General features: G+C 71.8%; 19 protein-coding genes, 1 pseudogene and 1 riboswitch. Of the genes and pseudogenes, 4 read left to right on the top strand and 16 right to left on the bottom strand.

Features of this window, described 5'->3' with window-relative positions; all coding sequences use genetic code 11:
* Positions 1–33 precede the first annotated feature (33 nt).
* Positions 34–1,827 (top strand): AMP-dependent synthetase/ligase, encoded by a 1,794-nt coding sequence (locus IF99_RS0101965; RefSeq protein ID WP_030994519.1) that lies wholly within the window; start codon positions 34–36, stop codon positions 1,825–1,827.
* A gap of 132 nt (positions 1,828–1,959) precedes the next feature.
* Here the strand turns inward: IF99_RS0101965 and IF99_RS0101960 are convergent, their stop codons facing one another.
* Positions 1,960–3,102 carry a glycosyltransferase family 4 protein gene (locus tag IF99_RS0101960; protein WP_030994518.1) on the bottom strand — a complete coding sequence of 381 codons (1,143 nt, stop codon included), beginning with the start codon at positions 3,100–3,102 and terminating at the stop codon, positions 1,960–1,962.
* A 182-nt stretch (positions 3,103–3,284) separates the two neighbouring features.
* On the opposite strand from IF99_RS0101960, the gene IF99_RS0101955 reads away from it, so the two are divergent.
* Positions 3,285–4,541 (top strand): glycosyltransferase family 87 protein, encoded by a 1,257-nt coding sequence (locus tag IF99_RS0101955; RefSeq protein ID WP_199806437.1) that lies wholly within the window; start codon positions 3,285–3,287, stop codon positions 4,539–4,541.
* 63 nt (positions 4,542–4,604) lie between these two features.
* On the opposite strand, the gene IF99_RS0101950 is transcribed toward IF99_RS0101955, so the two are convergent.
* The 5 genes from IF99_RS0101950 to IF99_RS0101930 form a co-directional block, all read right to left on the bottom strand.
* The gene (locus IF99_RS0101950) at positions 4,605–5,822 is read right to left on the bottom strand and encodes a hypothetical protein (RefSeq protein WP_030994516.1); all 1,218 of its coding nucleotides are present in this window, start codon (positions 5,820–5,822) and stop codon (positions 4,605–4,607) included.
* 74 nt (positions 5,823–5,896) lie between these two features.
* On the bottom strand, positions 5,897–6,961 hold the full coding sequence (locus IF99_RS0101945) for an NlpC/P60 family protein (RefSeq protein WP_030994515.1): 1,065 nt from the start codon (positions 6,959–6,961) through the stop codon (positions 5,897–5,899).
* A 341-nt stretch (positions 6,962–7,302) separates the two neighbouring features.
* A complete protein-coding gene (locus tag IF99_RS0101940) occupies positions 7,303–8,349 on the bottom strand; it encodes a C40 family peptidase (protein ID WP_030994514.1) in 1,047 nt (348 codons plus the stop codon).
* A 429-nt stretch (positions 8,350–8,778) separates the two neighbouring features.
* Positions 8,779–10,245 carry an NYN domain-containing protein gene (locus IF99_RS0101935; protein WP_030994513.1) on the bottom strand — a complete coding sequence of 489 codons (1,467 nt, stop codon included), beginning with the start codon at positions 10,243–10,245 and terminating at the stop codon, positions 8,779–8,781.
* Positions 10,246–10,278: 33 nt separating this feature from the next.
* The gene (locus IF99_RS0101930) at positions 10,279–10,518 is read right to left on the bottom strand and encodes a hypothetical protein (RefSeq protein WP_030994512.1); all 240 of its coding nucleotides are present in this window, start codon (positions 10,516–10,518) and stop codon (positions 10,279–10,281) included.
* A gap of 178 nt (positions 10,519–10,696) precedes the next feature.
* On the opposite strand from IF99_RS0101930, the gene IF99_RS0101925 reads away from it, so the two are divergent.
* Entirely contained in the window at positions 10,697–10,978 is a 282-nt protein-coding gene (locus IF99_RS0101925) for an Lrp/AsnC family transcriptional regulator (protein ID WP_007828132.1), read from the top strand.
* A gap of 90 nt (positions 10,979–11,068) precedes the next feature.
* Here IF99_RS0101925 and IF99_RS0101920 read toward each other — a convergent pair whose 3' ends face one another.
* The 6 genes from IF99_RS0101920 to IF99_RS0101895 form a co-directional block, all read right to left on the bottom strand.
* Entirely contained in the window at positions 11,069–12,430 is a 1,362-nt protein-coding gene (locus IF99_RS0101920; RefSeq protein WP_030994511.1) for an aminotransferase class V-fold PLP-dependent enzyme, read from the bottom strand.
* A 240-nt stretch (positions 12,431–12,670) separates the two neighbouring features.
* A riboswitch (SAM riboswitch) is annotated at positions 12,671–12,788 on the bottom strand.
* A 190-nt stretch (positions 12,789–12,978) separates the two neighbouring features.
* Positions 12,979–14,043 (bottom strand): anthranilate phosphoribosyltransferase, encoded by a 1,065-nt coding sequence (gene trpD, locus IF99_RS0101915; RefSeq protein WP_030994510.1) that lies wholly within the window; start codon positions 14,041–14,043, stop codon positions 12,979–12,981.
* A 168-nt stretch (positions 14,044–14,211) separates the two neighbouring features.
* Entirely contained in the window at positions 14,212–15,861 is a 1,650-nt protein-coding gene (locus IF99_RS0101910) for a cytochrome b (protein ID WP_030994509.1), read from the bottom strand.
* Entirely contained in the window at positions 15,858–16,910 is a 1,053-nt protein-coding gene (locus IF99_RS0101905; protein ID WP_030994508.1) for a ubiquinol-cytochrome c reductase iron-sulfur subunit, read from the bottom strand. Before IF99_RS0101905 ends, IF99_RS0101910 begins: the two co-directional genes overlap by 4 nt.
* Complete coding sequence (locus tag IF99_RS0101900; protein ID WP_030994507.1) at positions 16,907–17,716, bottom strand: c-type cytochrome; 810 nt, start codon at positions 17,714–17,716, stop codon at positions 16,907–16,909. Before IF99_RS0101900 ends, IF99_RS0101905 begins: the two co-directional genes overlap by 4 nt.
* Before the next feature lie 62 nt (positions 17,717–17,778).
* Positions 17,779–18,399 carry a cytochrome c oxidase subunit 3 gene (locus tag IF99_RS0101895; RefSeq protein ID WP_030994506.1) on the bottom strand — a complete coding sequence of 207 codons (621 nt, stop codon included), beginning with the start codon at positions 18,397–18,399 and terminating at the stop codon, positions 17,779–17,781.
* Between the two features lie 175 nt (positions 18,400–18,574).
* On the opposite strand from IF99_RS0101895, the gene IF99_RS0101890 reads away from it, so the two are divergent.
* A complete protein-coding gene (locus IF99_RS0101890; RefSeq protein ID WP_030994505.1) occupies positions 18,575–18,979 on the top strand; it encodes a hypothetical protein in 405 nt (134 codons plus the stop codon).
* Between the two features lie 140 nt (positions 18,980–19,119).
* On the opposite strand, the gene IF99_RS0101885 is transcribed toward IF99_RS0101890, so the two are convergent.
* The 4 genes and pseudogenes from IF99_RS0101885 to coxB form a co-directional block, all read right to left on the bottom strand.
* Positions 19,120–20,379: a L,D-transpeptidase gene (locus IF99_RS0101885; protein WP_030994504.1), complete on the bottom strand. Its 1,260-nt coding sequence runs from the start codon at positions 20,377–20,379 to the stop codon at positions 19,120–19,122.
* Between the two features lie 131 nt (positions 20,380–20,510).
* Positions 20,511–20,909, bottom strand: coding sequence for a cytochrome c oxidase subunit 4 (locus IF99_RS0101880; protein ID WP_030994503.1), 399 nt, complete (start codon positions 20,907–20,909; stop codon positions 20,511–20,513).
* Positions 20,906–22,454 (bottom strand): annotated as a pseudogene (locus tag IF99_RS30480) (cytochrome c oxidase subunit I). The gene IF99_RS0101880 and the pseudogene IF99_RS30480 overlap by 4 nt, the downstream one beginning before the upstream one ends.
* A complete protein-coding gene (coxB, locus tag IF99_RS0101870; RefSeq protein WP_078654950.1) occupies positions 22,451–23,416 on the bottom strand; it encodes a cytochrome c oxidase subunit II in 966 nt (321 codons plus the stop codon). The pseudogene IF99_RS30480 and the gene coxB overlap by 4 nt, the downstream one beginning before the upstream one ends.
* Positions 23,417–23,649 lie beyond the last annotated feature (233 nt).

Below are 23,649 nucleotides of genomic sequence, written 5' to 3'. Positions count from 1 at the left end.
GTGGTGGCCACCGGTGCCCTACGAGGAGCAGCTTTGCGCGAGTTCAGCCTTCCGGCCCTGTACGAGGTCCCCGCGGGCGGCAACCTGGCCGACATCGTCCGCCGCAACGCCGCGCGGCACCCGGACGTGGCGGTGCTCGGCCGGAAGGTCGACGGGGTGTGGCGCGAGGTGACGGCGACGGCGTTCCTCGCCGAGGTCACCGCGGTGGCGAAGGGCCTCCTCGCCTCCGGCGTGGGACCGGGCGACCGCGTGGGGCTCATGTCCCGCACCCGCTACGAGTGGACCCTCGCCGACTTCGCGATCTGGATGGCCGGAGCGGTCACCGTGCCCGTCTACGAGACCAGCTCCGAGGAGCAGGTGCGGTGGATTCTCGGCGACTCGGGCGCGGTCGCGTGCCTCGTGGAGAGCGGGGAGCACGCGCGGTCGGTCGAGGCGGTACGGGAGGGGCTGCCCGCGCTGAAGCAGGTGTGGCGGCTCGACGAGGACGCGATCGGGGCGCTGGGGACGGCGGGCGCGGGCGTACCGGACAGCGCGCTCGACGAGCGGGCCGCGGCGGTCTCCGCGGACGACCCGGCGACGATCGTCTACACCTCGGGCACGACGGGCCGCCCCAAGGGCTGTGTCCTCACCCACCGCAACTTCTTCGCCGAGTGCGGCAACGTCGTGGAGCGCCTCAAGCCGCTCTTCCGCACCGGCGAGTGCTCCGTCCTGCTCTTCCTGCCCGTCGCGCACGTCTTCGGGCGGCTCGTGGAGGTCGCGGCGCTCATGGCGCCGATCAAGCTCGGCCACGCGCCCGACGTCAAGCACCTCACCGAGGAGTTGAGCGCCTTCCGGCCGACGATGGTGCTCGGTGTCCCGCGCGTCTTCGAGAAGGTCTACAACGGGGCCCGCGCCCAGGCGCGGGCAGGCGGCAAGGGCCGCGTCTTCGACCGCGCGGCCGACACGGCCATCGCGTACAGCCGCGCGCAGGACGCCCCGCAGGGGCCTTCGCTCGGGCTGCGCCTGCGCCACAAGCTCTTCGACAAGCTCGTGTACGCCAAGCTGCGCGCCGTGCTCGGCGGGCGCGGCGAGTACGCGATCTCGGGCGGCGCGCCGCTCGGCGAGCGGCTCGGGCACTTCTTCCGCGGCATCGGCTTCACGGTCCTGGAGGGGTACGGGCTCACCGAGTCCTGCGCCGCGACGGCCTTCAACCCCTGGGACCGGCAGAAGATCGGCACGGTGGGGCAGCCGCTGCCCGGCTCGGTGGTGCGGATCGCCGACGACGGCGAGGTCCTGCTCCACGGCGAGCACCTGTTCACGCGGTACTGGAACAACGAGGCGGCGACCGCGGAGGCGCTCACGGACGGCTGGTTCCACACCGGGGACCTCGGGACGCTCGACGCCGACGGCTACCTCGCGATCACGGGCCGCAAGAAGGAGATCATCGTGACGGCGGGCGGCAAGAACGTCGCGCCCGCCGTCATCGAGGACCGCATCAGGGGCAACGCGCTCGTCGCCGAGTGCATGGTCGTCGGGGACGGCCGCCCCTTCGTCGGCGCGCTCCTCACGCTCGACGAGGAGTTCCTCGCCCACTGGGCGAAGGACCACGGCAGGCCGGAGGCGACGGTCGCGGCGCTCCGGGAGGACCCCGCCCTCCTCGCCGCGCTCCAGGAGGCCGTGGACGAGGGCAACCTCGCGGTCTCGAAGGCGGAGTCGGTGCGCAAGTTCCGCGTCCTGGACACGCAGTTCACCGAGGAGTCCGGCCATCTGACCCCGTCGCTCAAGCTCAAGCGCTCGGTCGTCACGAAGGACTTCGCGGAAGAGATCGAGGCGCTGTACCGGAAGTGAGGGGCCGTCCACCGGTGGCGAGGCGGTCGTGGGGCCGGTGGCGCGTCCGCCGGTGGCGAGCCGCCCGTGGGGCCGGTGGCGCGGGGCCGTCCACCGGTGGCGAGGCGGCCGGGCGACCCCGCCCCGCCCTCGCTACAGCAGCTCCTTCAGCCGCTCCGCCAGCAGGTCCCACCGCCACTTCTCCTCCACCCACGCGCGCCCCGCGGCCCCCATGCGCTCCCGCAGTCCCGCGTCCCCGAGCAGCGCGACGATCCGCTCCGCCGTCTCCGGGACGCTCTCGCCCCGGACGACGAACCCCGTCTCGCCCTCCTTGACGGCGTCCGGCGCGCCCCCGGAGTCCCCCGCCACGACGGGCAGCCCGGTCGCCGACGCCTCCAGGTACACGATTCCGAGCCCTTCCACGTCGAGCCCGCCGCGCCGTGTGCGGCACGGCATCGCGAAGACGTCGCCCGCCCCGAAGTGGGCGGGCAGTTCGGACCAGGGGACGCCGCCCGTGAACCGCACCGCGCCGGCGACCCCCGTCTCGCGCGCGAGGCGCCGCAGGTCGTCCCCATACGGCCCGTCGCCGACGATCAGGAGCACGGCGTCCGGCTGCGCGCGGAGCACGGCGGGCCAGGCCCGGATGAGGGTGTCCTGCCCCTTGCGCGGCACGAGGCGCGAGACACACACGACGACGGGCCGGTCCGCGAGCCCCATCGCGGCGCGCAGCGCGGGCCCTCCCGAGCCGGGGTGGAAGACCTTCTCGTCGACGCCCGGCGGCAGTTGGACCATGCGGGCCGCCGCATCCGGGCTGAGCGCGCGGGCGATGCGGGAACGGGTGTATGCGCCGAGGTAGGTGAGCGTGTCGGTGCCCTCGCCGATCCGTCGCAGCAGCTCACGGGCCCCGGGGAGCTGCGCCCAGCCCGCCTCGTGCCCGTGCGTCGTGCCGACGAGCCGCGTGGCCCCGGCGGCGCGCAGCGCGGGCGCCATGAGCCCGAGCGGCGCCGCGGCCCCGAACCACACCGAGGTCGCTCCGTACCGCCGCAGGAGCAGCTTGGCGCGCGCGGTGGTGCGCGGGGTGGGGAGCAGCATCGTGGTCTGGTCGCGGTGCACGCGGAAGGGCTGCTCGGCGTCGAAGGCGGCCGTGGCCTCGCGGCCCTCGCGGCTCCGTCTCCACGTCGAGGCGTAGACGACGAAGCGCTCGGGGTCGAGGCGGAGCGCCATGTTGTGCAGGAACGACTGAATGCCGCCGGGGCGTGGCGGGAAGTCGTTGGTGACGATCAAGGTCCTGTCCATCGCCGCCGACAGTACCGGTCGCGGCCACGGCGGTCGCACACCTCCGGCTGCCGCCGCTCGGCGGGCGAACGGGGACACAGGGCCCGGGGCGATGGCCCGGGGCGGGTACGGCAGGCATCATGACCCGGACCCCGGGCCCCCGGAGGCGGGGCCGAGGTGACGAGACGAGAGCGGGACGGTACGTGAGCGGACGGACTGGGCGGGCGACGTGGACGCGGACGGCGGGCGCGTGCGTGGTGTGGGCGGCGACACGGGTGCTGCTCCTGCTCTCCGTGCTCAAGGTGATCGTGCCCCCGGGTCTCGACGTGACGGGGGACGTCTCGGTCACGTACCGGAACTGGGCGCACGTCCTGGCGGGCGGCGTCTTCCCCGAGCACGACGTGACGTGGCAGTACCCGCCGGGCGCCGCGCTCGCGATCCTCGCGCCGAAACTGCTGCCCTTCCTTCCGTACGCGACGGCGTTCTTCGTCCTCGCGCTCGTGTGCGACGCGCTCGTGACGGCGCTGCTGCTGCACGGGGCGGCGCGGCCGGGGCGGAGCGGGGCCGGGGTGTGGGTGTGGGTCGTGGGCGTGCCGCTGCTCGGGCCGACGGTCTACGCCCGGTACGACGTGATGGTCACGGCGCTCGCGGTCGCCGCGCTGCTGCTGGGCACGCGCCGGGCGCGCGGCTTCGGGGCGCTCGCGGCGCTCGGAGCGGTCGTCAAGGGCTGGCCGGTGCTGCTGCTCGTCGGGACGCCGCGCGGGCGCGAGACGCGCCGCTCGTGGACGAGCGCGGCCGTGACGGGGCTCGTGCTGCTCGCGGGCTTCGGGCTCCTCATGCCGGGCGGACTCTCCTTCCTGACGGCGCAGCGCGACCGGGGCACGGAGGTCGAGTCGCTGGGCGCGCTCGTGTTCCACTTCGCGCGGCGCTTCGGCTGGGAGGGGCGCGTCGAGTTCCACTACGGCTCGATGGAGTTCCTCGGCACGGGTGTGCCGCTCGTGTCCGCGCTCGCGCAGGTGCTCAGCGTGCTCGCGCTCGGCTGGCTCGTGCTGTGGCGGCTGCGGGCGCGGGTGTGGGGCGAGGCGACGTTCGCGGACGCGGCGTTCACCGCGCTGCTGCTGTTCACGACGACGAGCCGGGTCATCAGCCCGCAGTACATGGTGTGGCTCCTCGGCCTCGGCGCGGTGTGCCTGCTGTACCGGGGCGGGCGGATGACGGTCCCCGTCGTCCTCACGGTGGTCGCCTCGTTCGTCACGTGGCTGGAGTTCCCCGTGTACTTCGGCGACGTGGTGAGCTCGACGCCGTTCGGCACCGGCCTCCTCGTCCTCAGGAACGGGCTGCTCGTGACGGCGACGGTGCTCGCCTGCCGGGCACTGTGGCGGGAGACGGTACGGGCCGTGCCGCGCGGCGGGAGCGGGAAGCGGGAGCCGGTGCCCGGCTGGGCGACGACGGACGCCTAGGCGGGAGGCGCGGGAGCCCGGCGGGCGCCTGCCGCTCCTGCGACGGCCGGTCCCGGCGGACGCCTAGGCGAGTTGCTCCCGCACGTATCCGCGCCATCTTCCGACGAGTTCCCCCTCGCTCACCCCGAGCACCCGGCGCGCCGCGGCGGCGACCGCGCCCTCGCGGCCCTCGTGCTCCCCCACCACCCGGTAGAAGTCGCGCAGTTTCGGCTCGCCCCATCGCTCGGCGATCATCCGGCAGGCGAGCCAGCCGCCCTCGTAGGCGCGGGCCAGTTCGTCCGGGTCCCCCGCGAAGGCGAAGTCGGCGTCGGTGGGCAGCGCGGTGGGCGCCTCGCCCTCGCGCACCGCCTCGGCGAGTTCGGGGGCCACCTGGCGGGGCGTGCGCCCGCTGCCGTGGTAGCCGGTCCAGTCCGCGAAGCCCTCCGAGAGCCACAGCGGGGTCCCGGCGGTCGTGGCCGAGCGGGTCGCGACGTGCGTCGCCTCGTGGATGAGCACGAAGCGCTTGCCGAAGGGGCCGAGTTCCTCGTACGCCTCCGGGTTGACGGTGACGCGGTCGGCGGGGACATGGGCCGCCGAGCCGAGTTCGCCGGTGGTGACGGCGGCGATGCCCCGGTAGTCGGCGGGCTTCTGGCCGAGGAGCGCGGCCATGCGGTCGAGCGAGGCGGGCAGCAGCACGATGAGCCGCCCCGCCCACCGCTCGGGCCACACGCGGCGCACGGCGGGCACCGCGTCGTCGGCGAGCGCCGCGACATCCGCGAGCTTCCCGCGCGACTGCCCGACGCCGAGCACGAGCGAGTCGGCGCCGCGCACGACGGTCATCCTGCCCTGCTCCCACAGTTGCTGCGAGGCGCCCGGCGCGGGCTTGTCGGCGCTCACGTACCAGCGGCCGGAGAGGCGGCGCAGGGTGAGGGCGCGCGCCACGGTGACGGGGGCGCTGTCGTAGCCCTGGACGCGGTACGAGAGCGTCGCGCGGACCGCCGCACGGTCGCCCTCGGGCCTGACGGAGGTGACGCGGTAGCTCCAGGCGCTGGGCCGGAGCGCGTCGAGGTTGGCGAAGACGGTCCCCGCGCGCTCGCGGGCCGCGCCGGGTGCGGTGGTCGCGAGCCAGGCGGCGCGGTCCTGGGCGCGTACGGCCCCGCCGCGCGCGTCGAGCACGGCCCGCACCCGCGCCCCCGTGCCGCCGCCCTCGCCCCCGACATCCGCGCAGCCGCCGAGCAGCAGCAGGAGGACGAGCGCCGCGGCGCGTCCGGAGCGGGGGCGGGAGGGTCGGCTTCGGGCCACGCGGCGAGCATACGGGGACGCCGCGCCCCTCCCCCGGGACCCCCGCCCCGCGTCCCCGGGACGCCCGGGGGGACTCAGGGCCGGGTCACCGAGTTGATCGGGAGCATGTGGACGGACTCGTAGCGCACGGCCGCGCCCGGGTGGGGGGCGTGGATGACCTGGCCGCCGCCGACGTACATGCCGACGTGGCTCGCGTCCGAGCGGTACGTGACGAGGTCCCCCGGGCGCGCCTGCGAGAGCGGTACCCGCTGTCCCGCGCCCGCCTGGGCCTGCGAGGTGCGGGGCAGGCCGACCCCGGCCCGTCCCCAGGCCCACTGCATGAGCCCGGAGCAGTCGAAGGCGCCGGGACCCGAGGCGCCCCACACGTAGGGGCGGCCGAGCGCGGAGCGGGCCGCCGCGACCGCGGCCGCGGCACGCCCGGAGACCGCCGCCGTCCCGGGCGGCACGTCGAAGCCCGCGCCGCGCGCGGCCCGCGCGTGCGCCGCGCCCGCGAAGGCGCCCATGCCGCCGGCGGCGTCCCGCAGTTCCGCGCGCTCCCCGGCCGGCAGCGCGTTGAGGAGGCGGCGGGCGGCGGCGAGCTTCGCCTCCACCGTGCGCTTGTGCCGCGCGACCTCCTTCCGGGTGCGCTCCAGGCGGCGCAGCGCCTCCCGCGCCTCGGTGCGGTCCTGGACGAGTGCGCGCTGGGCGCCGAGGAGACGGCCGAGTTCGGCGGCGCGCTGGGCGCCGACCTGGTCGAGGAGAGCCGCGTGGCTGAGATAGCGGTCGGGGTCGGAGGTGAGCAGGAGCGCGAGCGCGGGGTCGATGCCTCCGGAGCGGTACTGCGCGGCGGCGAGCGAACCCACGGCGCCGCGCATCGTGTTGACGCGTTCCTGGGCACGGGCCACGGCGTCGGTCGCGCGGCGCACGGTGACGCGCAGCTTGTCGGCGCGCTCCTCGGACCTGTTGTACGCCTCGGTGGCGCGCTCCGCCTGGGTGTAGAGCCGGTCGAGTCCCGCCCGGACCTCCTGCCGGTCGGGGTGCGGGGCGGCCTCGGCGGGGGCCGCGGCCGGTACGGCGGCGAGTGCGGCGGCGGCCGCGGCGGTGAGGACGGCGCCGCGCGCGGTGCGCCCGGTGGAGAGGGAACGACGGTGAGACGCCACGGCGTTCGCTGTCCTTTCGCTGGGGCACGGACCGGGGGCCCGGTGCGTCGGAGCGGGTCCCGGACAACGCGCCGGGCCGGAACACGGCCGCGATGCCGGAACGCGCGCCGACAGTAGCCGCCCCCCTGGGCGCGCACCAACGACCGACGGACCTGCGCTTTGGGCGAGTTCGTCCGCCTTCCGCCGCCCCCACGCAGGTCACAGCGGGTCCCCCGAGTCAGCACCAGGGCGCCGGATTCCCTCGATCGGGCGGGTGTGGCGCGGCCGGTCCGGGACATGACGGAGCCCCGGGAAGCGGATCTTCCCGGGGCTCCGTGAACGCCGTGATGGCCGTCAGGGGGTCAGACGCGCACGCCGAACTGGAAGGGCATGTTGCCGATCGACTCGTAGCGCACGACGGTGCCGGTGCGCGGGGCGTGCAGCACCTGGCCGTTGCCCGCGTAGAGACCGATGTGGTGCAGGTCGCCGTAGAAGAGCACGAGGTCGCCGACCTGGAGCTGGCTCTGCGAGTAGATGCGCGTCCCGGCGTTCGCCTGCGCCTGCGAGGTGCGGGGCAGCGAGACACCGGCCTGCTTGTAGGCCCAGGAGGTGAGGCCCGAGCAGTCGTAGGAGCTGGGGCCCGTGGCACCGTAGACGTAGGGCTTGCCGAGCTGCGTCTGGGCGGCGGAGAACGCGGCGCCCGCCATGCCCGTGCCCTTGCCGGGGTTGGCGGTGGTGCCGGGGGCCGAGGTGAGCGCGGTGCGCTCGCTGGCGCGGTTGGCGCGGTCCTGCTCCGCCTGCAGCGCGGCCTTCTCGGCGGCGGTCATCGAGTTGAGGAGGCGCTGCGCCTCGGCGAGCTTGGCCTTGACCTCGCTCTTCTTCTTGCCCAGTTCCTTGCGCGTGTCGGCGAGGGCGGCGAGCTTGTCGGCGGCCTCCTTGCGCTCCTGGGCGAGCTTGCGCTGCTTGGCCTGGATCTGCTTGAGCTGCTGCGTCTGCTGCGCGCTCAACTGGTCGAGGGCACCGGCCTGCTGGAGGAAGGAGTCCGGGTCGGCCGAGAGGAAGAGCTGCACGGAGGGGTCGATGCCGCCGGAACGGTACTGGGCGGCGGCGACGGCGCCGAGGGACTGCCGCTGCTCGTTCAGCTCGTCCTGGCCGCGCGCCACCTTGTCCTGGATGGCGTCGACCTCCTTCTCCAGCTTCTGCTGCTTCTCGGTGGCCCCGTTGAGCTTCTCGGTCGCCTGCTCCGCCTCTTCGTAGAGCTTGTCGACCTTCGACTTCACCTCGGACTTGCTGGGCTTGGGATCTGCGTGCGCGGCCTGCGAAGTGAGGGCCACGGCAGCAGCGGCGGTCGCGGTGAGCACGGTCACGCGGGCGCGGCTCGGCTGCTTCGGTCGACGGTGGGACGCCACGAAGGCGAGCTCCTTCTTCCTCCAGCCGCCTACCGATCCACCGGTGGGCGGTGCCCTCTCACCGCCACCCCGGATGGGTGATCAACCGAGCGAGAGTTCGGGCCGACAGTAGTGACCTTCTTGTGATCAGTTCAAATCCTCACCGGTAAAAACCTCCGACTCCGAGGTTTCTTTACCCGCAAGCCACCTGCGGTGACGAGGAACTGACCGAGCGTCGCGCCCCAAGCGCCACGAAGCACACCAGATAACGCGTCGGTCACAGATCATACGAACCACGCCGCAACAGCCATACCGGGCACAAGTGTTCACAGCCGTCGCCGAGCCTGGCCCGCAGGCGTCCCAGACCTTGCGGCGCTTGAGGAGGGGAGCCCGGAAAAGGGCAGGGGCGCAGCCCCGGGACAGGGACCCCGACCCCGGGGCCCCGCGACGTCACCCCCGCGACAACCGCCTCAGAAGCATCACGCTCGGCACCGGGCGCGCCCCCGCCTTCGCGATGCCGTCGGCGACTTCCTTGTCCGTGGAGACCACGACCACGGGCCGCCCCGGCGGCTCCGCCCGGACGAGCTGCCGGATCAGCTCGTCCGCCGTCACCCCCGCCTTGCTGAAGAGCACGCGGACCCCGCGTGGCGGCGCGAGCAGCACGGGGGCCGCGAGTTCGGCCCCGTCGAAGACACACGTCACCTCGGCCCCGCTCTGCGCCGCGAGCTGCGAGAGCCCGCCGAGCAGCCGCAGCCGCTGCTTCTCCAACGGCATCATCGGATAACCGGTCTTCGTGACGTTGTACCCGTCCACGACGAGGTGCGCCTGCGGCAGCGCGAGCAACTGGTCCAGGATCGCCGGGTCGTCCTCGGCGAGCGCGCGGGCCGCGATGTCCTTCGGGCTGAACTGCGCGGGCTCGCGCGCGTCCACGGTCTCCGCGGGCCGTACGGAGACGGGCGGGAGCGCGAGTTCGCGGCGCAGCCCCTGCGCCGCGTCGAGCACCGTGTCGAGCAGCAGGCGCAGCCGCATGTCCTCGACGCTGCGGCCCTCGCGGGTCGCCTTCCGGCTCGCCTCCAGGGCCGCCTCGACCTCGCCGAGCCGCGCCCGCACCCGCCGGGTCTCGCCCTCGGCCGCGCTCAGCCGTGCCTGGAGTTCGGCGCGCTGGGCCTCGGACCGCTCCTGCTCCTTGCGCAGCGCGGCCTCGCCGCGCTTGATGTCGCTCTGCGCGGCCCGCAGCTTGCGCCGCACCGCGTCGCCCTCGCGCCGCAGCACCTCGATCTCGCCGCGCAGGCGTTCGCTGTCCGCCCGCCCGCGCTCGCGCGCCTCGTCGCGCTCCGCGCGCAGCCGGTCCAGTTCCTCCCTGGCCGCCTCGTCCATCCGCTCGGCCCCGGCCCGCTCGGCCTCCTCACCGGCGGCGGCGACGAGTTTGAGCCACCCCGGGGGCCGCAGCAGGTACGCGACGGCGGCGACGTCCAGCGGATCGGCGGCGGGCGGCGGGGTGCCCTCGTTGAGCGCCGCGCACAACTCGGGCTGCGCGGCGCACAGGCGCTCGGCGACGCGGGCGCGGAAGGCGGCGTCGTTCTCGACCGCCGCGGCCATCGCGTTGCCCGCGTACTTGAGCCGCCGGCTCGGCGTGAACCGCGCGTACTGGCGCAATTGCGCGGGGAGTTCGGCGAGGGTGAGGCCGCCGAAGCCCGTCGCGACGTACCGTACGACCCGGTGCCTGACGCCTTCGGGCAGCGGCCTGTCCAGCGCCTCGCCGTCGGCGCCCGGATCGCCGTCGTGGCCGCGTGCCCCGTGCGCGTGCCCGCCCTCGGCCGCCGCGTGGCCCTCGTCCTCGCGGGCGCCGTCCTCGTGACCGTCCCGCTCCGCGCCGTGGGGCGCACCGGCGGGCTCGGCGTGCGCTTCCTCCACCATGTCCTCACCCCACTCGCTCGTGCGGGCCGGCTCTCAGGCGGCCGGCCCCGGCCTGTCCACCAGTTCGATCTGGTCCACCGCGTTGCACCAGCGGCAGCGGACCGAGTCGATCGTCTCACTCACGACTTCGCGCTCCTCGATGTTCGGTTTCCCGGCGAGGTCGAGGTGGACGTACTCGACGACCTTCGATGAACGGCTCACGTCGAACCTGGTGAGATTGCCGCACAGCGTGCAGCGCCAGCGCGTGGTCTCCGTCGGCAGGGGAACGGTCATCGTCTGCGTCGCTTCCTTCTCGTCGTCGTGCGCGTGATCGTGCTGGCTGCGCGTGCTTCTACGGCCGGATCGTGCTTGTGTCGCCCGTAACCCTACGGCCTGGGGGCGGGACCGCGCGGCGGGGACGGAGGCCCGGACTAAAGTGGGCCCACCAGGACAGCGAAGGGGACCAACAGCCGTGATCACCGCGATCGTGCTCATCAAGACCAGCGTCGACCGAATCCCGGAGATCGCCGAGTCCATCGCCGCGCTGGACAGCGTGAGCGAGGTCTTCTCGGTCACCGGCTCCTACGACCTCATCGCGATGGTCCGCGTCGGCCGCCACGAGGACCTGGCCGAGATCATCCCGAACCGGATCAGCAAGATCCCCGGCGTCGCCGCGACCGATACGCACGTGGCCTTCCGCACGTACTCGCAGCACGACTTGGAGGCGGCCTTCGCGATCGGTCTCGATTCCTGAGCGATCCCCCCGCGGGGCGCGTTCCCCCGGTGGTCACGCATGAGGGAGGGGCGCCGGTCCCACGACCGGCGCCCCTCCCGTGCGTCCCGCTCAGACCGCCGGCACGCAGCGTCCGTCCTCGGTGCGGTACGTCCAGCGCGCCCCCTGCTCGACGAGCTCGCGCACCGCGCCCAGGAAGCGCTCCACGTGCTCGTCGGGCGTCCCGGCGCCGAAGCTCACCCGCACGGCGTTGAGCGAGCCGCCCTCGGGCGCCCCGCACTCCCCGGGCGCGCCGGCGTCCGCGCCGAGCAGCGTGCGGACGAGCGGGTGGGCGCAGAAGAGCCCGTCGCGGACCCCGATCCCGTACTCGGCCGAGAGCGCCGCCGCGAGGTGCGAGCTGTTCCAGCCGCTCACCACGAAGGAGAGCACGCCGACCCGCTCGGCCTCGGGGCCGAAGAGCCCGAGCACGCGGACGCCCTCGATCGCGGCGAGCCCGTCCCGCACCCGTGCCACGAGCTGCTGCTCGCGCGCGACGAGCGCGTCGAAACCGGCCTCGGTGAGGGCCTTGCACGCGGAGGCGATCGCGTAGGCGCCGATGACGTTCGGCGAGCCCGCCTCGTGGCGCGCGGCCCCCGTGTGCCACTCGACGTCCACCCCGCCGTCCGCGCGCCTGCTCACGGCGCGGCTCGCGCCACCGCCCGCGAGGTACGGCTCGGCGTCCTCCAGCCAGTCCGCGCGACCGGCGAGGACCCCGGCGCCGAAGGGGGCGTAGAGCTTGTGGCCCGAGAAGGCGACCCAGTCCACGTCCAGTTCAGCGACCGAGACGGGGTGGTGCGGGGCGAGCTGGGCGGCGTCCAGGACGATCCGCGCGCCGTGCGCGTGCGCGACCCGGGCCAGCTCGGCGACGGGCCACAGCTCCCCCGTCACGTTCGACGCGCCCGTGACGCAGACGAGCGCCGCTCCGGTACCGGTACGGGCCTGCAGCGCGCTCTCCAGCGTCGCGACGGCCTCGGCGGGGCTGCGCGGGGCGTCGAGGTGGGTCACGTCGGCGGTGCGCCAGGGCAGCAGCGAGGCGTGGTGCTCGGTCTCGAAGACGTAGACCTCGCAGCCCGCGGGCAGCGCGGCGGCGAGGAGGTTGAGCGAGTCGGTCGTGGAGCGCGTGAAGACCAGTTCGTCGTCCGCGCGACAGCCGAGGAAGGCGGCGACGTCGGCGCGGGCGGTCTCGAACAGTTCGGTGGACAGCTGCGAAAGGTAGCCGGCGCCGCGGTGCACGCTGCCGTAGTACGGGGCGTAGGCGGCGACGTCGTTCCAGACCCGCTCCAGGGCCGGGGCGCTGGCGGCGTAGTCGAGCGCGGCGTACTCGACCTCGCCCCCGGTGACGAGCGGTACGCGCACCTCGCGGCCGAGGACGGGCAGCGGGGCGGCGGGGGTGGTGGTGGCGGAGACGGCGGCGGAGGCGGCGGAAACGGACATGGCGAACTCCCGTACGTGAGACGGAGGCAGCGGAAGGCGAGCTGCGAAGGCTGGGGGTTCCGGGCGGTACCACGTGCCCGGCGACGGAGGACGGCGAAGGGCGCCGCACCCTGTGTGGTGAAGGGTGTGCGCCCTACGACATTCGCTTGCTCACGGAGAACCGCTCCCTCGACGACCAGGACCCCTGGTGCCTGACGCCGCGTGAGGGGGGTGTGCCAACGCCCCTGACGGGCGCGGAGGGGTCCGCGCTTGCCGCAGACCTCGCTGCCTGCGGCCAGGTCTTCACCCGGGGCACCCCGCCACGGACGGAGGGTTGCCGGACAGCAGGCCGGGGCCGTAGTCGCTGTCACTCATGACCTGCCAGCATCCTGCCACAGGGCCCCCGGCCGCGCCCAGGGGGTTCCAGAATGCGGGACGGGCTCTGCCGACGGCGTCGGTCTCGCCTCCGACGGCTTCGGCTTCGCCCTCGGGAGCGCGACGGGCTCAGGACGCCCGTCGCGCTCCCCCGGCCCGGCCGACGCCGTCCGGCTCCGCGGGCCGCGCCCGGGTCAGGCGTTGCTCGCCGCGACCCACCGCTCCAGGGCCGCCGCCGCCGCCCCCGAGTCCAGCGACTCGGCGGCCCGCGCCATGCCCTCCCTGATCCGGTCCACCAGCGGCTCCCCGGTCGGGCGCAGCGCCGCGAGGGCCGCCGCCGAGTTGAGGAGCACCGCGTCCCTGACCGGTCCGCCCTCGCCCGCGAAGAGGCGGCGGGCGATCTCGGCGTTGTGCGAGGCGTCGCCGCCGCGCAGGGCCGAGACCGGGGAGAGGCCGAGGCCCACGTCGCGCGGGTCGAAGCTCTCCTCGCGCACCGCGCCGTCCTGGACGGTCCACACACGCGAGGTCGCCGCCGTCGTGAGTTCGTCGAGGCCGTCATCACCCCGGAAGACGAGCGCGGAGGAACCGCGCGCGGCGAGCACCCCGGCCATGATCGGCGCCATCCGGGCGTCGGCGACCCCGGTGGCCTGGGCCCGGACGCGGGCCGGGTTGGTGAGCGGGCCGAGGAAGTTGAACGTCGTGCGGATGCCCAGCTCACCGCGCGCCGCCGCGACGTACCGCAGCGCCGGGTGGAACTTCACGGCGAAGCAGAAGGTGATCCCGGCCTCCTCGGCGACCCGTGCCACCCGCTCCGGGCTCAGCTCCAGGTTCACGCCGAGCTTCTCGAGGACGTCGGAAGCCCCGGAGGCGGAGGAGGCGGCGCGGTTGCCGTGCTTGACGACCTTCGCCCCGGTCCCCGCGACGACGACGGCCGACATCGTGGAGATGTTCACGGTCTTGGCGCCGTCCCCGCCCGTACCGACGATGTCGACGGTCTCGCCGGGCACCTCGATGGTGCGCGCGTGCGCGTACATCGCCTCGACGATGCCGCTGATCTCCTCGACGGTCTCGCCCTTGGCGCGCAGGGCCACGGCGAAGCCCGCGATCTGCGCGTCGGTGGCCTCGCCCCGCATGATGCGGTCCATCGCCCAGGCGGTGTCGGCCGCGGACTGGTCACGGCCCGAGAGGAGGCCGTCGAGTACGGCGGGCCAGGAGCGGGCCGCCGCGGTGTCGCCTCCGACGGGGTGCACAGCGCTCATGGCCGCTCCTGGTGTGTGGGTACGGGGGCGGGGGACGCGGGGCGCCGGCCGCCTGTTCTTCGTCCCCCACCCTATCGGCGCGCGGGCAGCGCGAAGGGCCCCGTCCGCCCACCGGAAGGTGGGACGGGGCGGGGCCCTCAGGTGGCGTGTCGCGTGACAGTGCGGGGATCAGTGGTGGCCGTGGCCGCTCGTGATCTCCCTGTACTCCTCCTCCGTCGGCTTCGGGATCTGCGTCCCGTCGCCGTAGTAGCCCTTGGAGAGCTTGGAGCGGAGCTTCTCCGCGCCGGAGACCTTGCGCCGGACACCGTTCTCGTCGGTGGTCTCACCGATCTCGAAGGGCGCGACCTGCTCGTGCGCGGTGAGCGTGTAGCGCTGCTCGGCGCTGAGCGGCTCGTGCACCTCGATGAACTCACCGTGCGGCAGGCGCTTGATGATGCCGGACTCGCGCCCGTGCAGCACCTTCTCCCTGTCGCGACGCTGGAGACCGAGGCAGATCCGCTTGGTGATGATGAAGGCGATGACCGGGCCGGCGAAGAAGCCGATCCGCACGAACCAGCTGATCGCGTTGAGCGACAGGTGGAAGTGGGTGGCCCACAGGTCGTTGCCGCCGCCGATGAGCGTGATCATGTACATCGTCACCCAGGCGACGCCGAGGCCCGTACGGACCGGGGCGTTGCGCGGACGGTCGAGGATGTGGTGCTCGCGCTTGTCCCCGGTGACCCAGGACTCGATGAACGGGTAGACCGCCATCGCGCCGAGGACGAGACCGAAGACCACCAGCGGGATGAACACCCCGAGGACCAGCGTGTGGCCCCACAGGTTGATCTCCCAGCCGGGCATGACACGGATGAGTCCTTCGGCGAAGCCCATGTACCAGTCGGGTTGCGCGCCGGTGGACACCTGGTCGGGCCGGTACGGGCCGATGGCCCAGATCGGGTTGATCGTCGCGATGCCCGCGATGGCCGCGATGACGCCGAAGACGAGGAAGAAGAAGCCTCCGGCCTTCGCCATGTACACCGGGAGCAGCGGCATGCCGACGACGTTCTTCTCGGTCCGTCCGGGGCCCGCGTACTGCGTGTGCTTGTGGTAGAAGACCAGGATCAGGTGGCCCACCATGAGCCCCAGCATGATGCCGGGCAGCAGCAGGATGTGGATCGAGTAGAACCGGGCGACGAAGTCGCCGCCGGGGAACTCGCCGCCGAACAGGAACATCGAGATGTACGTGCCCACGATCGGCACGGACAGGATCGCGCCCTGCGTGAAGCGGACACCGGTGCCGGAGAGCAGGTCGTCCGGGAGCGAGTAGCCGGTGAACCCGGTGAACATGCCCAGGGCGAAGAGCAGGAAGCCGAACAGCCAGTTGATCTCACGCGGCTTGCGGAAGGCGCCCGTGAAGAAGACGCGCATCATGTGCACGAACATGCCGGCGAGGAAGATGAGCGCGGCCCAGTGGTGGATCTGCCGGATGAGCAGACCGCCGCGGACCTCGAAGCTGATCTTCAGCGTGGAGGAGAACGCCTCCGACATGAGCTGGCCCTGCATGGGGCCGTAGACGCCGTGGTACTCCACCTCGTTCATGCTCGGGTGGAAGAACAGCGTCAGGTACACACCCGTGAGGATGATGATGATGAAGCTGTACATGCAGATCTCGCCGAGCATGAAGCTCGGGTGGTCCGGAAAGATCTTCCGCATGTTGGTCTTGGCCAGGCTGTAGATGCCGAGCCGTCCGTCCGCCCAGTCGGCGAGCCGTTCCCCGGCCGGTGCCTGACCGCGGTCCGGCGCGTCCGCGCCGGGTGCGTGCGTGGTCTCGGTGCTCATCCGCGCTCCCAGAAGGCAGGGCCGACGGGCTGGTCGAAGTCGCCGAGCGCTTCGAGGTAACCCTCGTCGTTCACGCCGATCCGCAGCTGCGGCAGCGGGTGACCGGCCGGGCCGAAGATCACTCGGGCGCCGTCGGAGAGGTCGAAGGTGGACTGGTGGCACGGGCAGAGGACGTGGTGCGTCTGCTGCTCGTACAGGCTGATCGGGCAACCGACGTGGGTGCAGATCTTGGAGTACGCGACGATGCCCTGGTGCGACCAGTCCAGCTCGCGCTTGTCCTTGATGTCCTCCGGGGCGATCCGGATGATCATCAGGGCGGCCTTGGCGATCTGGTTCTGGAAGTCGTGGTCCGTCTCCTCCAGGCCCTCGGGCTTGGCGAACGTCAGCGAGCCGGTGATGACGTCCTCGGGACGCAGCGGCTCGTTGGTGTTCATGTTGACGATGACCGAGCCCTTCTTCCACTTCGTGGAGCGGAGCTTCTTCTCGGGCAGCGGACCGAGGTCGCGCAGCAGCACGACGCCGGAGAGCGGCACGAGGGCCAGGGCACCGAACATCGAGTTGCGGATCAGCTTGCGGCGGCCGAGGACGGAGTCCTTGGCGCCCTGCTTGAAGTCCGCGAGGACCTTCGCCTTGGTGTCGGCGTCGGCCTCGATGTCGTGCCGCTCGTCGACCAGCTCGACGTCGGACATCAGGGTGCGCGCCCAGTGGACGGCACCCGCGCCGATCGAGAACAGCGCGAGGCCCAGGGTCAGGCCGAGCGAGAAGTTCAGCGCGCTGACGTGCCCGAAGGGCCAGATGTAGACGATCTTGCCGGGCTTGAAGATCACGTACGAGGCGATGAAGCCGGCCGTCGCGAGCATCGACAGGGTGAAGAGGAAGGCGACCACGCGCTCGCTACGCTTGGCGGCCCGCTCGTCCAGGTCCTGGATGCGGTGCTCGTGGGGCGGCAGCCCCGGGTCGGCGAAGGGGTTCTTCGCCAGCTCGGCCGAGTGCTGCTCGGCGCCCTGCCCTGCGGGCAGGTTCTCTTCGGGATGGTCTTGGCTGCTCATGACTTCTTGGCCTTTGCGGTCCGGACGGCGACCCACGTGGCGACGGCGATCAGCGCACCGAGCCCGAAGACCCAGGCGAAGAGACCCTCACTCACCGGACCGAGACCCCCGAGGGCCAGACCACCGGGGTTGGTGGCCTTCTCCCCGTTGACGTCGCGCAGGTAGGCGATGATCTGCTTCTTCTGCTTCTCCGGCATCGTGGTGTCGGGGAAGGAGGGCATGTTCTGCGGGCCGGTCTGCATGGCCTCGTAGAGGTGCTTCGGGTCCACGCCCTCAAGGGAGGGGGCGTACTTGCCGTGCGTCAGCGCACCGCCCTCACCGGTGAAGTTGTGGCACTGCGCGCAGTTCGTGCGGAAGAGCTCGCCGCCCTTGGCGCTGTCCGACCCGGCGGGGTCGTACTGGTTCTTGGTCGGCACCTCGGGGCCCGCGCCGAGCGAGGCCACGTAGGTCGCGAGCCGGTCGATCTCCTGCTCGGAGTAGATGGCCTTCTTGCGGGGCGCCTGGGCGCCCTGCTGCTGGAGCGGCATACGGCCGGTACCGACCTGGAAGTCGACGGCCGCGGCGCCCACGCCGACAAGGCTGGGCCCGTCGCTGCTGCCCTGTCCACCGGTTCCGTGGCAACTGGCGCAGCCGACGTCGTAGAGCTTCTTGCCCTCGTCGATCTTCAGGGACTGGGCTGTTTCCTCAGCCTGTGCCTTGTCCGCAGGCGCGAACGCGGCGTACAGCCCCCCGGTGGCCGCCAGCGCGAGGAGTAGGACGACGACCGCCGCCAGCGGATGGCGTCGTCGTACGGAGAGCTTTTTCACGGATTACCCCGGTGTCAGGATCTTCTGCGTCGGTGCTACTGGATGTGGGCTTCTCGCCCGGGTTACTTGATCAGGTAGATCGTGGCGAAGAGGCCGATCCAGACAACATCGACGAAGTGCCAGTAGTAGGACACGACGATGGCCGCAGTGGCCTGGTGATGTGTGAACCTCTTGGCCGCGTACGTCCGGCCCAGGACGAGGAGGAAGGCGATGAGGCCGCCCGTCACGTGCAGTCCGTGGAATCCGGTCGTGAGGTAGAAGACGGAACCGTAGGGGTCGGAGGAGAGCGAAAGCCCCTCTTCCCTGACCAGTTCCGTGTATTCGAAGATCTGACCTCCGATGAAGATCGCGCCCATCACGAAGGTGATCGAGAACCACGTGCGGAGCTTCTTCACATCGCCCCGCTCGGCGGCGAAGACGCCGAGCTGGCAGGTGAGTGAGGAGGCCACCAGGATGGCGGTGTTGGTACCCGAGAACGGAACGTTCAGGGCATCCGCCATTTCCTTCCAGTGATCCGGTCCGGTCACCGATCGCAGGGTGAAGTACATCGCGAAGAGGGCCGCGAAGAACATCAGCTCGGAACTCAGCCAGATGATGGTTCCGACGCTGGTGAGGTTCGGCCTGTTGACCGACGGGTGCGCGGGCCCGGTTTCTACTGTCGTTGCTGTCGCCACGACCGACATTATGTCGGTCGCTTATCCCGCCCTCACTCCCGGGGGTGCCGTTCGGTGTGTCCGCCCCCTCGGCCGGGGCCGAACGGCCCAGGGTTGAGCTGTTCGCAGCGGTGTTGACGGGCAGTCGGACGGAGTAGCATCCGGCCCACCGGGGACCCGGTCACACCCGAGGCCAGGAGGAGAAATGCAGCCGATCGCCACCGTGCTGATCTACAGCGACAACGCCGAAACCCGCACCCAGGTCAGGCTCGCCACCGGTCACAGGCCCGCCCCCGACGCTCCCGAGGTGCAGTTCGTGGAGTGCGCGACGCTCCCCGCCGTGCTGAAGGAGCTGGAGCGCGGCGGCATCGACGTCTGCGTCCTGGACGGCGAGACGGCCCCGGCAGGCGGCATGGGCGTCTGCCGCCAGATCAAGGACGAGATCTTCCGCTGCCCCCCTGTGCTCCTCCTGATGGGCCGCCCCCAGGACGCCTGGCTCGCCACCTGGAGCCGCGCCGACGCCGCCGTCACCCTCCCGGTGGACCCGGTGGAGTTCGCGGGGGCCCTGGCGGGGCTGCTGCGGGAGAAGTCCCGCCTGGCGCACACCTGAGCCTCCCCGGGGTGTGAGGCGGCGGGAGCGCGGGACGGGGCCCCGCCGCCGGACCAGGCCCCCGTAGGAACCCCACGCGAAGGCCCTCCCCGCGCCTGGACGGCGCGGGGAGGGCCTCGGGCGTTCACTCCCCCGGGTGGTTACAGCTGCGGCCTGAGCCGCGCCTGCTCCACCCCGCCGGGAGCCGTGTTGTGCCCGCTCCCGGTCACCGCGCTGCCCTCCCCCCACTTGGTCCAGCTCAGGTTCCAGTCCCCGAAGCCGTTCCCGAAGGGGGCCATCTCGTCCCCGTCGCTGTTGACGACGCGCACGATGTCCCCCTCCCGCACGGTGTCGAAGAACCAGTGCGCGTTCTCCGTGCTCATGCCCACGCACCCGTGGCTCGTGTTCGCGGAGCCCTGCGAGCCGACCGACCACGGCGCGGCGTGCACGTATTCACCGCTCCAGGTCACCCGCGTGGCCCAGTAGACGGGGAGGTCGTAGGACTCCGAGCTGCCCGCGGCGATGCCGACGCTGCCGCTGCGCATCCGGACGAAGGACTCCTTGCCCAGGATCACCTTGGTCCCGTTGCGGGTCGAGAAGCCCGGCTTGCCGGTGGTCACCGGCAAGGTTTTTATCTCCTTGCCGTTCTTGCGGACCGTCATGTGGTGGCTGGCGGAGTCGACGAGCGCCTCGACGCGGTCGCCGAAGGTGAGGGAGAGCGGCTTCGCGTCCGCGCCGCGCAGGGTGTCTGTGACCTTGACGCCGTTGAGGTTGGCGCTCACGTCCACCTTGGAGTGCGCGGGCCAGTAGGTACGCGGCCGGTAGTGGAGTTCCTTGGAGTCGACCCAGTACCAGGCGCCCTCGACGTCCTGCGAGGACCGGACCTTGAGGGAGCGTTCGACGACGGCGCGGGCCGCCTTGTCCTTGACCGGGGCGCTCAGCTCGGCGGTGATCGGCTGGCCGACCCCGTAGGTGCCGGCCTTGGGGCCGAAGGTCACCTTGAGGCGGTTCTTGCCCGCGTCCGCGGTGTGGAAGCGGAGGGTCTTCACTCCGGGCGCGCCGTCGCTGTTCTCGGTGGCAACGCGCACCGTGTAGTCGGCGGCGGCGGCGAGGGGGCCTGTCGAGTGCCAGCGGGTTCCGTCGGCGGAGAGGGCCCCCGCGACCTGGCGGCCGAGGCCGTCGGTGGCCGTGACGTCGGTGATCCGGCTGTCCTTGCCCTTGCTGGTCACCTCCAGCGGCTTGTCCGGGTCGACGCGTTCGGCGCCCGCCGCGTTGAAGGTGACCTGCCCCGCAGCGTCGTACGGCCGGGCGGTCAACGAGTTTCCACGGGCGTCGCCGCCGCAGGCCGAGAGGCCGGCTCCAAGAGCGGCCACCAGCACAGTGCAGCTCAGTACCGTACGGGTTCGCGGTGTGTGGCTCATGGCCTCAACGTACGAAGCCGACGCCCGTTCAGCGCGGTCGGCTGAGCTGTTCGGGTGGCCCGGCGGGGCGCGAAAAGAGGGGCCAGGACCCACCGCACGGTGTGTCCTGGCCCCTCCTGGCACGGCATGTGCTACTGGTTCTGGTTCTCTCCGCGGTAGTACTCGAAGACCCAGCCGAAGAGGCCGATCAGCACGATCGGGGTCGAGAAGTAGAGCAGCCACCAGCCGATGGCCACGGAGAGGAAGGCCAGCGCGCCGCCGACGCCGAGGGCGAGCGGCTGCCAGCTGTGCGGGCTGAAGAAGCCCACCTCGCCGGCGTCGTCCGCGACGTCGGCCTCCTTGTTGTCCTGCGCGCCCGCATCGATCCGCCGGGCGGTGAACGCCAGGTAGTAACCGATCATGATGCAGAGCCCGAAGGCGAGGAAGAGCGCCGTGGTACCGGCCGGCTCCTTCGACCACACGCCATAGACGACCGCCATGGCGAGGACGAAGACGCTCAGCCAGATGAACATCTTGCCCTGGACCTTCACCGTCCGACCTCCTTGCCGCCGACGAGCGCGGTGTCGCGCTGGTCGCCGTTCTCCAGCTGGTCGAGGGCCGCGATCTCCGGGTGGTGGAGGTCGAAGGCCGGGGATTCACTGCGGATACGGGGCAGCGAGGTGAAGTTGTGCCGCGGCGGCGGGCAGGAGGTCGCCCACTCCAGGGAGCGGCCGAAGCCCCACGGGGAAGGTGCCGTGGAAGCCGACGAAGAGGGTCCAGAAGGTGATCTTCCCGAGCCGCTCGTCGAGCATCTTGCCGGTGAACTTCGGCCACCAGAAGTGGAATCCGGCGAACATCGCGAAGACGACGGTGCCGAAGACCACGTAGTGGAAGTGCGCGACGACGAAGTACGAGTCCGAGACGTGGAAGTCCAGCGGCGGGGCCGCGAGGATCACGCCGGTGAGACCGCCGAAGGTGAAGGTGATCAGGAAGCCGATCGACCAGAGCATCGGGGTCTCGAAGGACAGGGAGCCCTTCCACATCGTTCCGATCCAGTTGAAGAACTTCACGCCGGTCGGCACGGCGATCAGGAACGTCATGAAGGAGAAGAACGGGAGGAGCACCCCGCCGGTCACGTACATGTGGTGCGCCCACACCGTCACCGAGAGACCGGCGATGGCGATGGTCGCGCCGATGAGGCCCACGTAGCCGAAGATCGGCTTGCGCGAGAAGACCGGAATGACCTCGGAAATGATGCCGAAGAACGGCAACGCGATGATGTACACCTCTGGATGGCCGAAGAACCAGAAGAGGTGTTGCCAGAGCAGTGCCCCGCCGTTTGTCGCGTCGAAGACATGCGCCCCGAATTTCCGGTCGGCCTCCAGCGCGAAGAGCGCCGCGGCGAGCACCGGGAAGGCGAGCAGCACCAGCACACCGGTGAGCAGCACGTTCCAGGTGAAGATCGGCATGCGGAACATCGTCATGCCGGGCGCGCGCATGCAGATGATCGTGGTGATGAAGTTGACCGAGCCGAGGATCGTGCCGAAGCCGGAGAAGGCCAGGCCGAGAATCCACATGTCGGCGCCGACGCCCGGGGAGCGGACGGCGTCCGAGAGCGGCGAGTAGGCGAACCAGCCGAAGTCGGCCGCGCCTTGCGGGGTGACGAAGCCGCCCACCGCGATGACCGAGCCGAAGAGGTACAGCCAGTACGCGAACATGTTCAGCCGCGGGAAGGCCACATCGGGGGCACCGATCTGGAGCGGCATGATCCAGTTGGCGAAACCGGAGAACAGCGGCGTCGCGAACATCAGCAGCATGATCGTGCCGTGCATCGTGAACGCCTGGTTGAACTGCTCGTTCGAGATCAGCTGGTTACCGGGCCTGGCGAGCTCGGCGCGCATGATGAGCGCGAGCACACCGCCGATGCAGAAGAAGACGAACGAGGTGATCAGGTAGAGCGAGCCGATCGTCTTGTGGTCGGTGGTGGTCAGCCACTTCACCACGACGTTTCCGGGTTCACGGCGGCGGACCGGGGGCTCGGAGACGAGCGTCCCTTCCGCGGTCGCGACCCTCTGAGGGTCGTTGTCGATACTCACAGGTTCTTCGTCTCCCGGTTCTTCTCGTGGCCCGACTGCTCGATACCGGCCGGGATGTAACCGGTCTGGCCGTCCTTCGCGAGCTGCTTGAGGTGGGCCTCGTAGCGCTCGGGGGAGACGACCTTGACGTTGAAGAGCATCCGGGAGTGGTCGACGCCGCAGAGTTCGGCGCACTTGCCCAGGAAGGTGCCCTCCTTGTTGGGGGTCACCTCGAAGGCGTTGGTGTGACCCGGGATGACGTCCTGCTTCATGAGGAAGGGGACCACCCAGAAGGAGTGGATGACGTCACGCGAGGTCAGGACGAAGCGGACCTTCTCGCCCTTGGGGAGCCACAGGGTCGGACCCGGGTTCCCGGTCTGGGGGTTCCTGTCGGCCGGGGTGCCGGCGACGTGGACGCCTTCGGCGCCCTTGGGGAAGTCCGCGGCGAAACGGTCCGGGATCGCCTTGAGTTCCTTGGACTTCGCGGCGTCGCCGGTGGACTCGTCCCCGTCGACGTTCTCGATGTAGTTGAAGCCCCAGCTCCACTGGTAGCCGACCACGTTCACCGTGTGGGTCGGCTTGTCCGAGAGGTCCATCAGCTTCGACTCGTCGCGCGCGACGAAGTAGAAGAGGACCGAGACGATCAGCAGAGGTACCACCGTGTACAACGTCTCAAGAGGCATGTTGTACCGGGTCTGCCGGGGTACCTCGATCTTGTGGCGGCTGCGCCTGTGGAAGAACGCGCTCCACAGGATCAGCCCCCAGACGAGGACACCCACGGCGAGGGCCGCCGCCCAGGAGCCCTGCCACAGCGAGAGGATGCGCGGCGCCTCCTCCGTGGTGGGGGTGGGCATACCAAGGCGGGGGAAGTCCTTGTATGAGCAACCGGTAGCGGTTACCAGGATCAGGCCCGCAGTCAGCACCTGCGGCAGCTTCCGCCGCATCGGGCGCCGCGACGAGCGGTCGGAGCCGTTGGGACTCACGTAGCGCCTTCCCGAGAGTCTCGCCCGCGCCGAGGCGTACGCGGCCTTCACGCTGGTCGGTCGCCGTGCCCCCGCGGCGGGCAGGGTTTGGATGTTTATGCGGACCAAACCCTACTGGACTCAATTTGGGGTCGCGCGGGGAGGGTCCCCAACGCGCCGCACCACTCCCCGAAGGGGTGGAATCGCCCCTCGCGCAGGCCATCTGACGCCCCTTCTCCCGGGCGGGGCCCGGC

Source organism: Streptomyces sp. NRRL F-5630, from assembly GCF_000719475.1.
GTDB lineage: Bacteria > Actinomycetota > Actinomycetes > Streptomycetales > Streptomycetaceae > Streptomyces.
This window is presented reverse-complemented; position numbering and strand designations above follow the sequence as displayed.

Excerpts from the sequence above, each read along its gene's own strand:
- IF99_RS0101960 (WP_030994518.1), bottom strand. The coding sequence starts at position 3,102 with ATGGACAGGACCTTGATCGTCACCAACGACTTCCCGCCACGCCCCGGC.
- IF99_RS0101935 (WP_030994513.1), bottom strand. The coding sequence starts at position 10,245 with ATGGTGGAGGAAGCGCACGCCGAGCCCGCCGGTGCGCCCCACGGCGCG.
- IF99_RS0101930 (WP_030994512.1), bottom strand. The coding sequence starts at position 10,518 with ATGACCGTTCCCCTGCCGACGGAGACCACGCGCTGGCGCTGCACGCTG.
- IF99_RS0101920 (WP_030994511.1), bottom strand. The coding sequence starts at position 12,430 with ATGTCCGTTTCCGCCGCCTCCGCCGCCGTCTCCGCCACCACCACCCCC.
- trpD (WP_030994510.1), bottom strand. The coding sequence starts at position 14,043 with ATGAGCGCTGTGCACCCCGTCGGAGGCGACACCGCGGCGGCCCGCTCC.
- IF99_RS0101910 (WP_030994509.1), bottom strand. The coding sequence starts at position 15,861 with ATGAGCACCGAGACCACGCACGCACCCGGCGCGGACGCGCCGGACCGC.
- IF99_RS0101905 (WP_030994508.1), bottom strand. The coding sequence starts at position 16,910 with ATGAGCAGCCAAGACCATCCCGAAGAGAACCTGCCCGCAGGGCAGGGC.
- IF99_RS0101895 (WP_030994506.1), bottom strand. The coding sequence starts at position 18,399 with ATGTCGGTCGTGGCGACAGCAACGACAGTAGAAACCGGGCCCGCGCAC.
- IF99_RS0101890 (WP_030994505.1), top strand. The coding sequence starts at position 18,575 with ATGCAGCCGATCGCCACCGTGCTGATCTACAGCGACAACGCCGAAACC.
- IF99_RS0101885 (WP_030994504.1), bottom strand. The coding sequence starts at position 20,379 with ATGAGCCACACACCGCGAACCCGTACGGTACTGAGCTGCACTGTGCTG.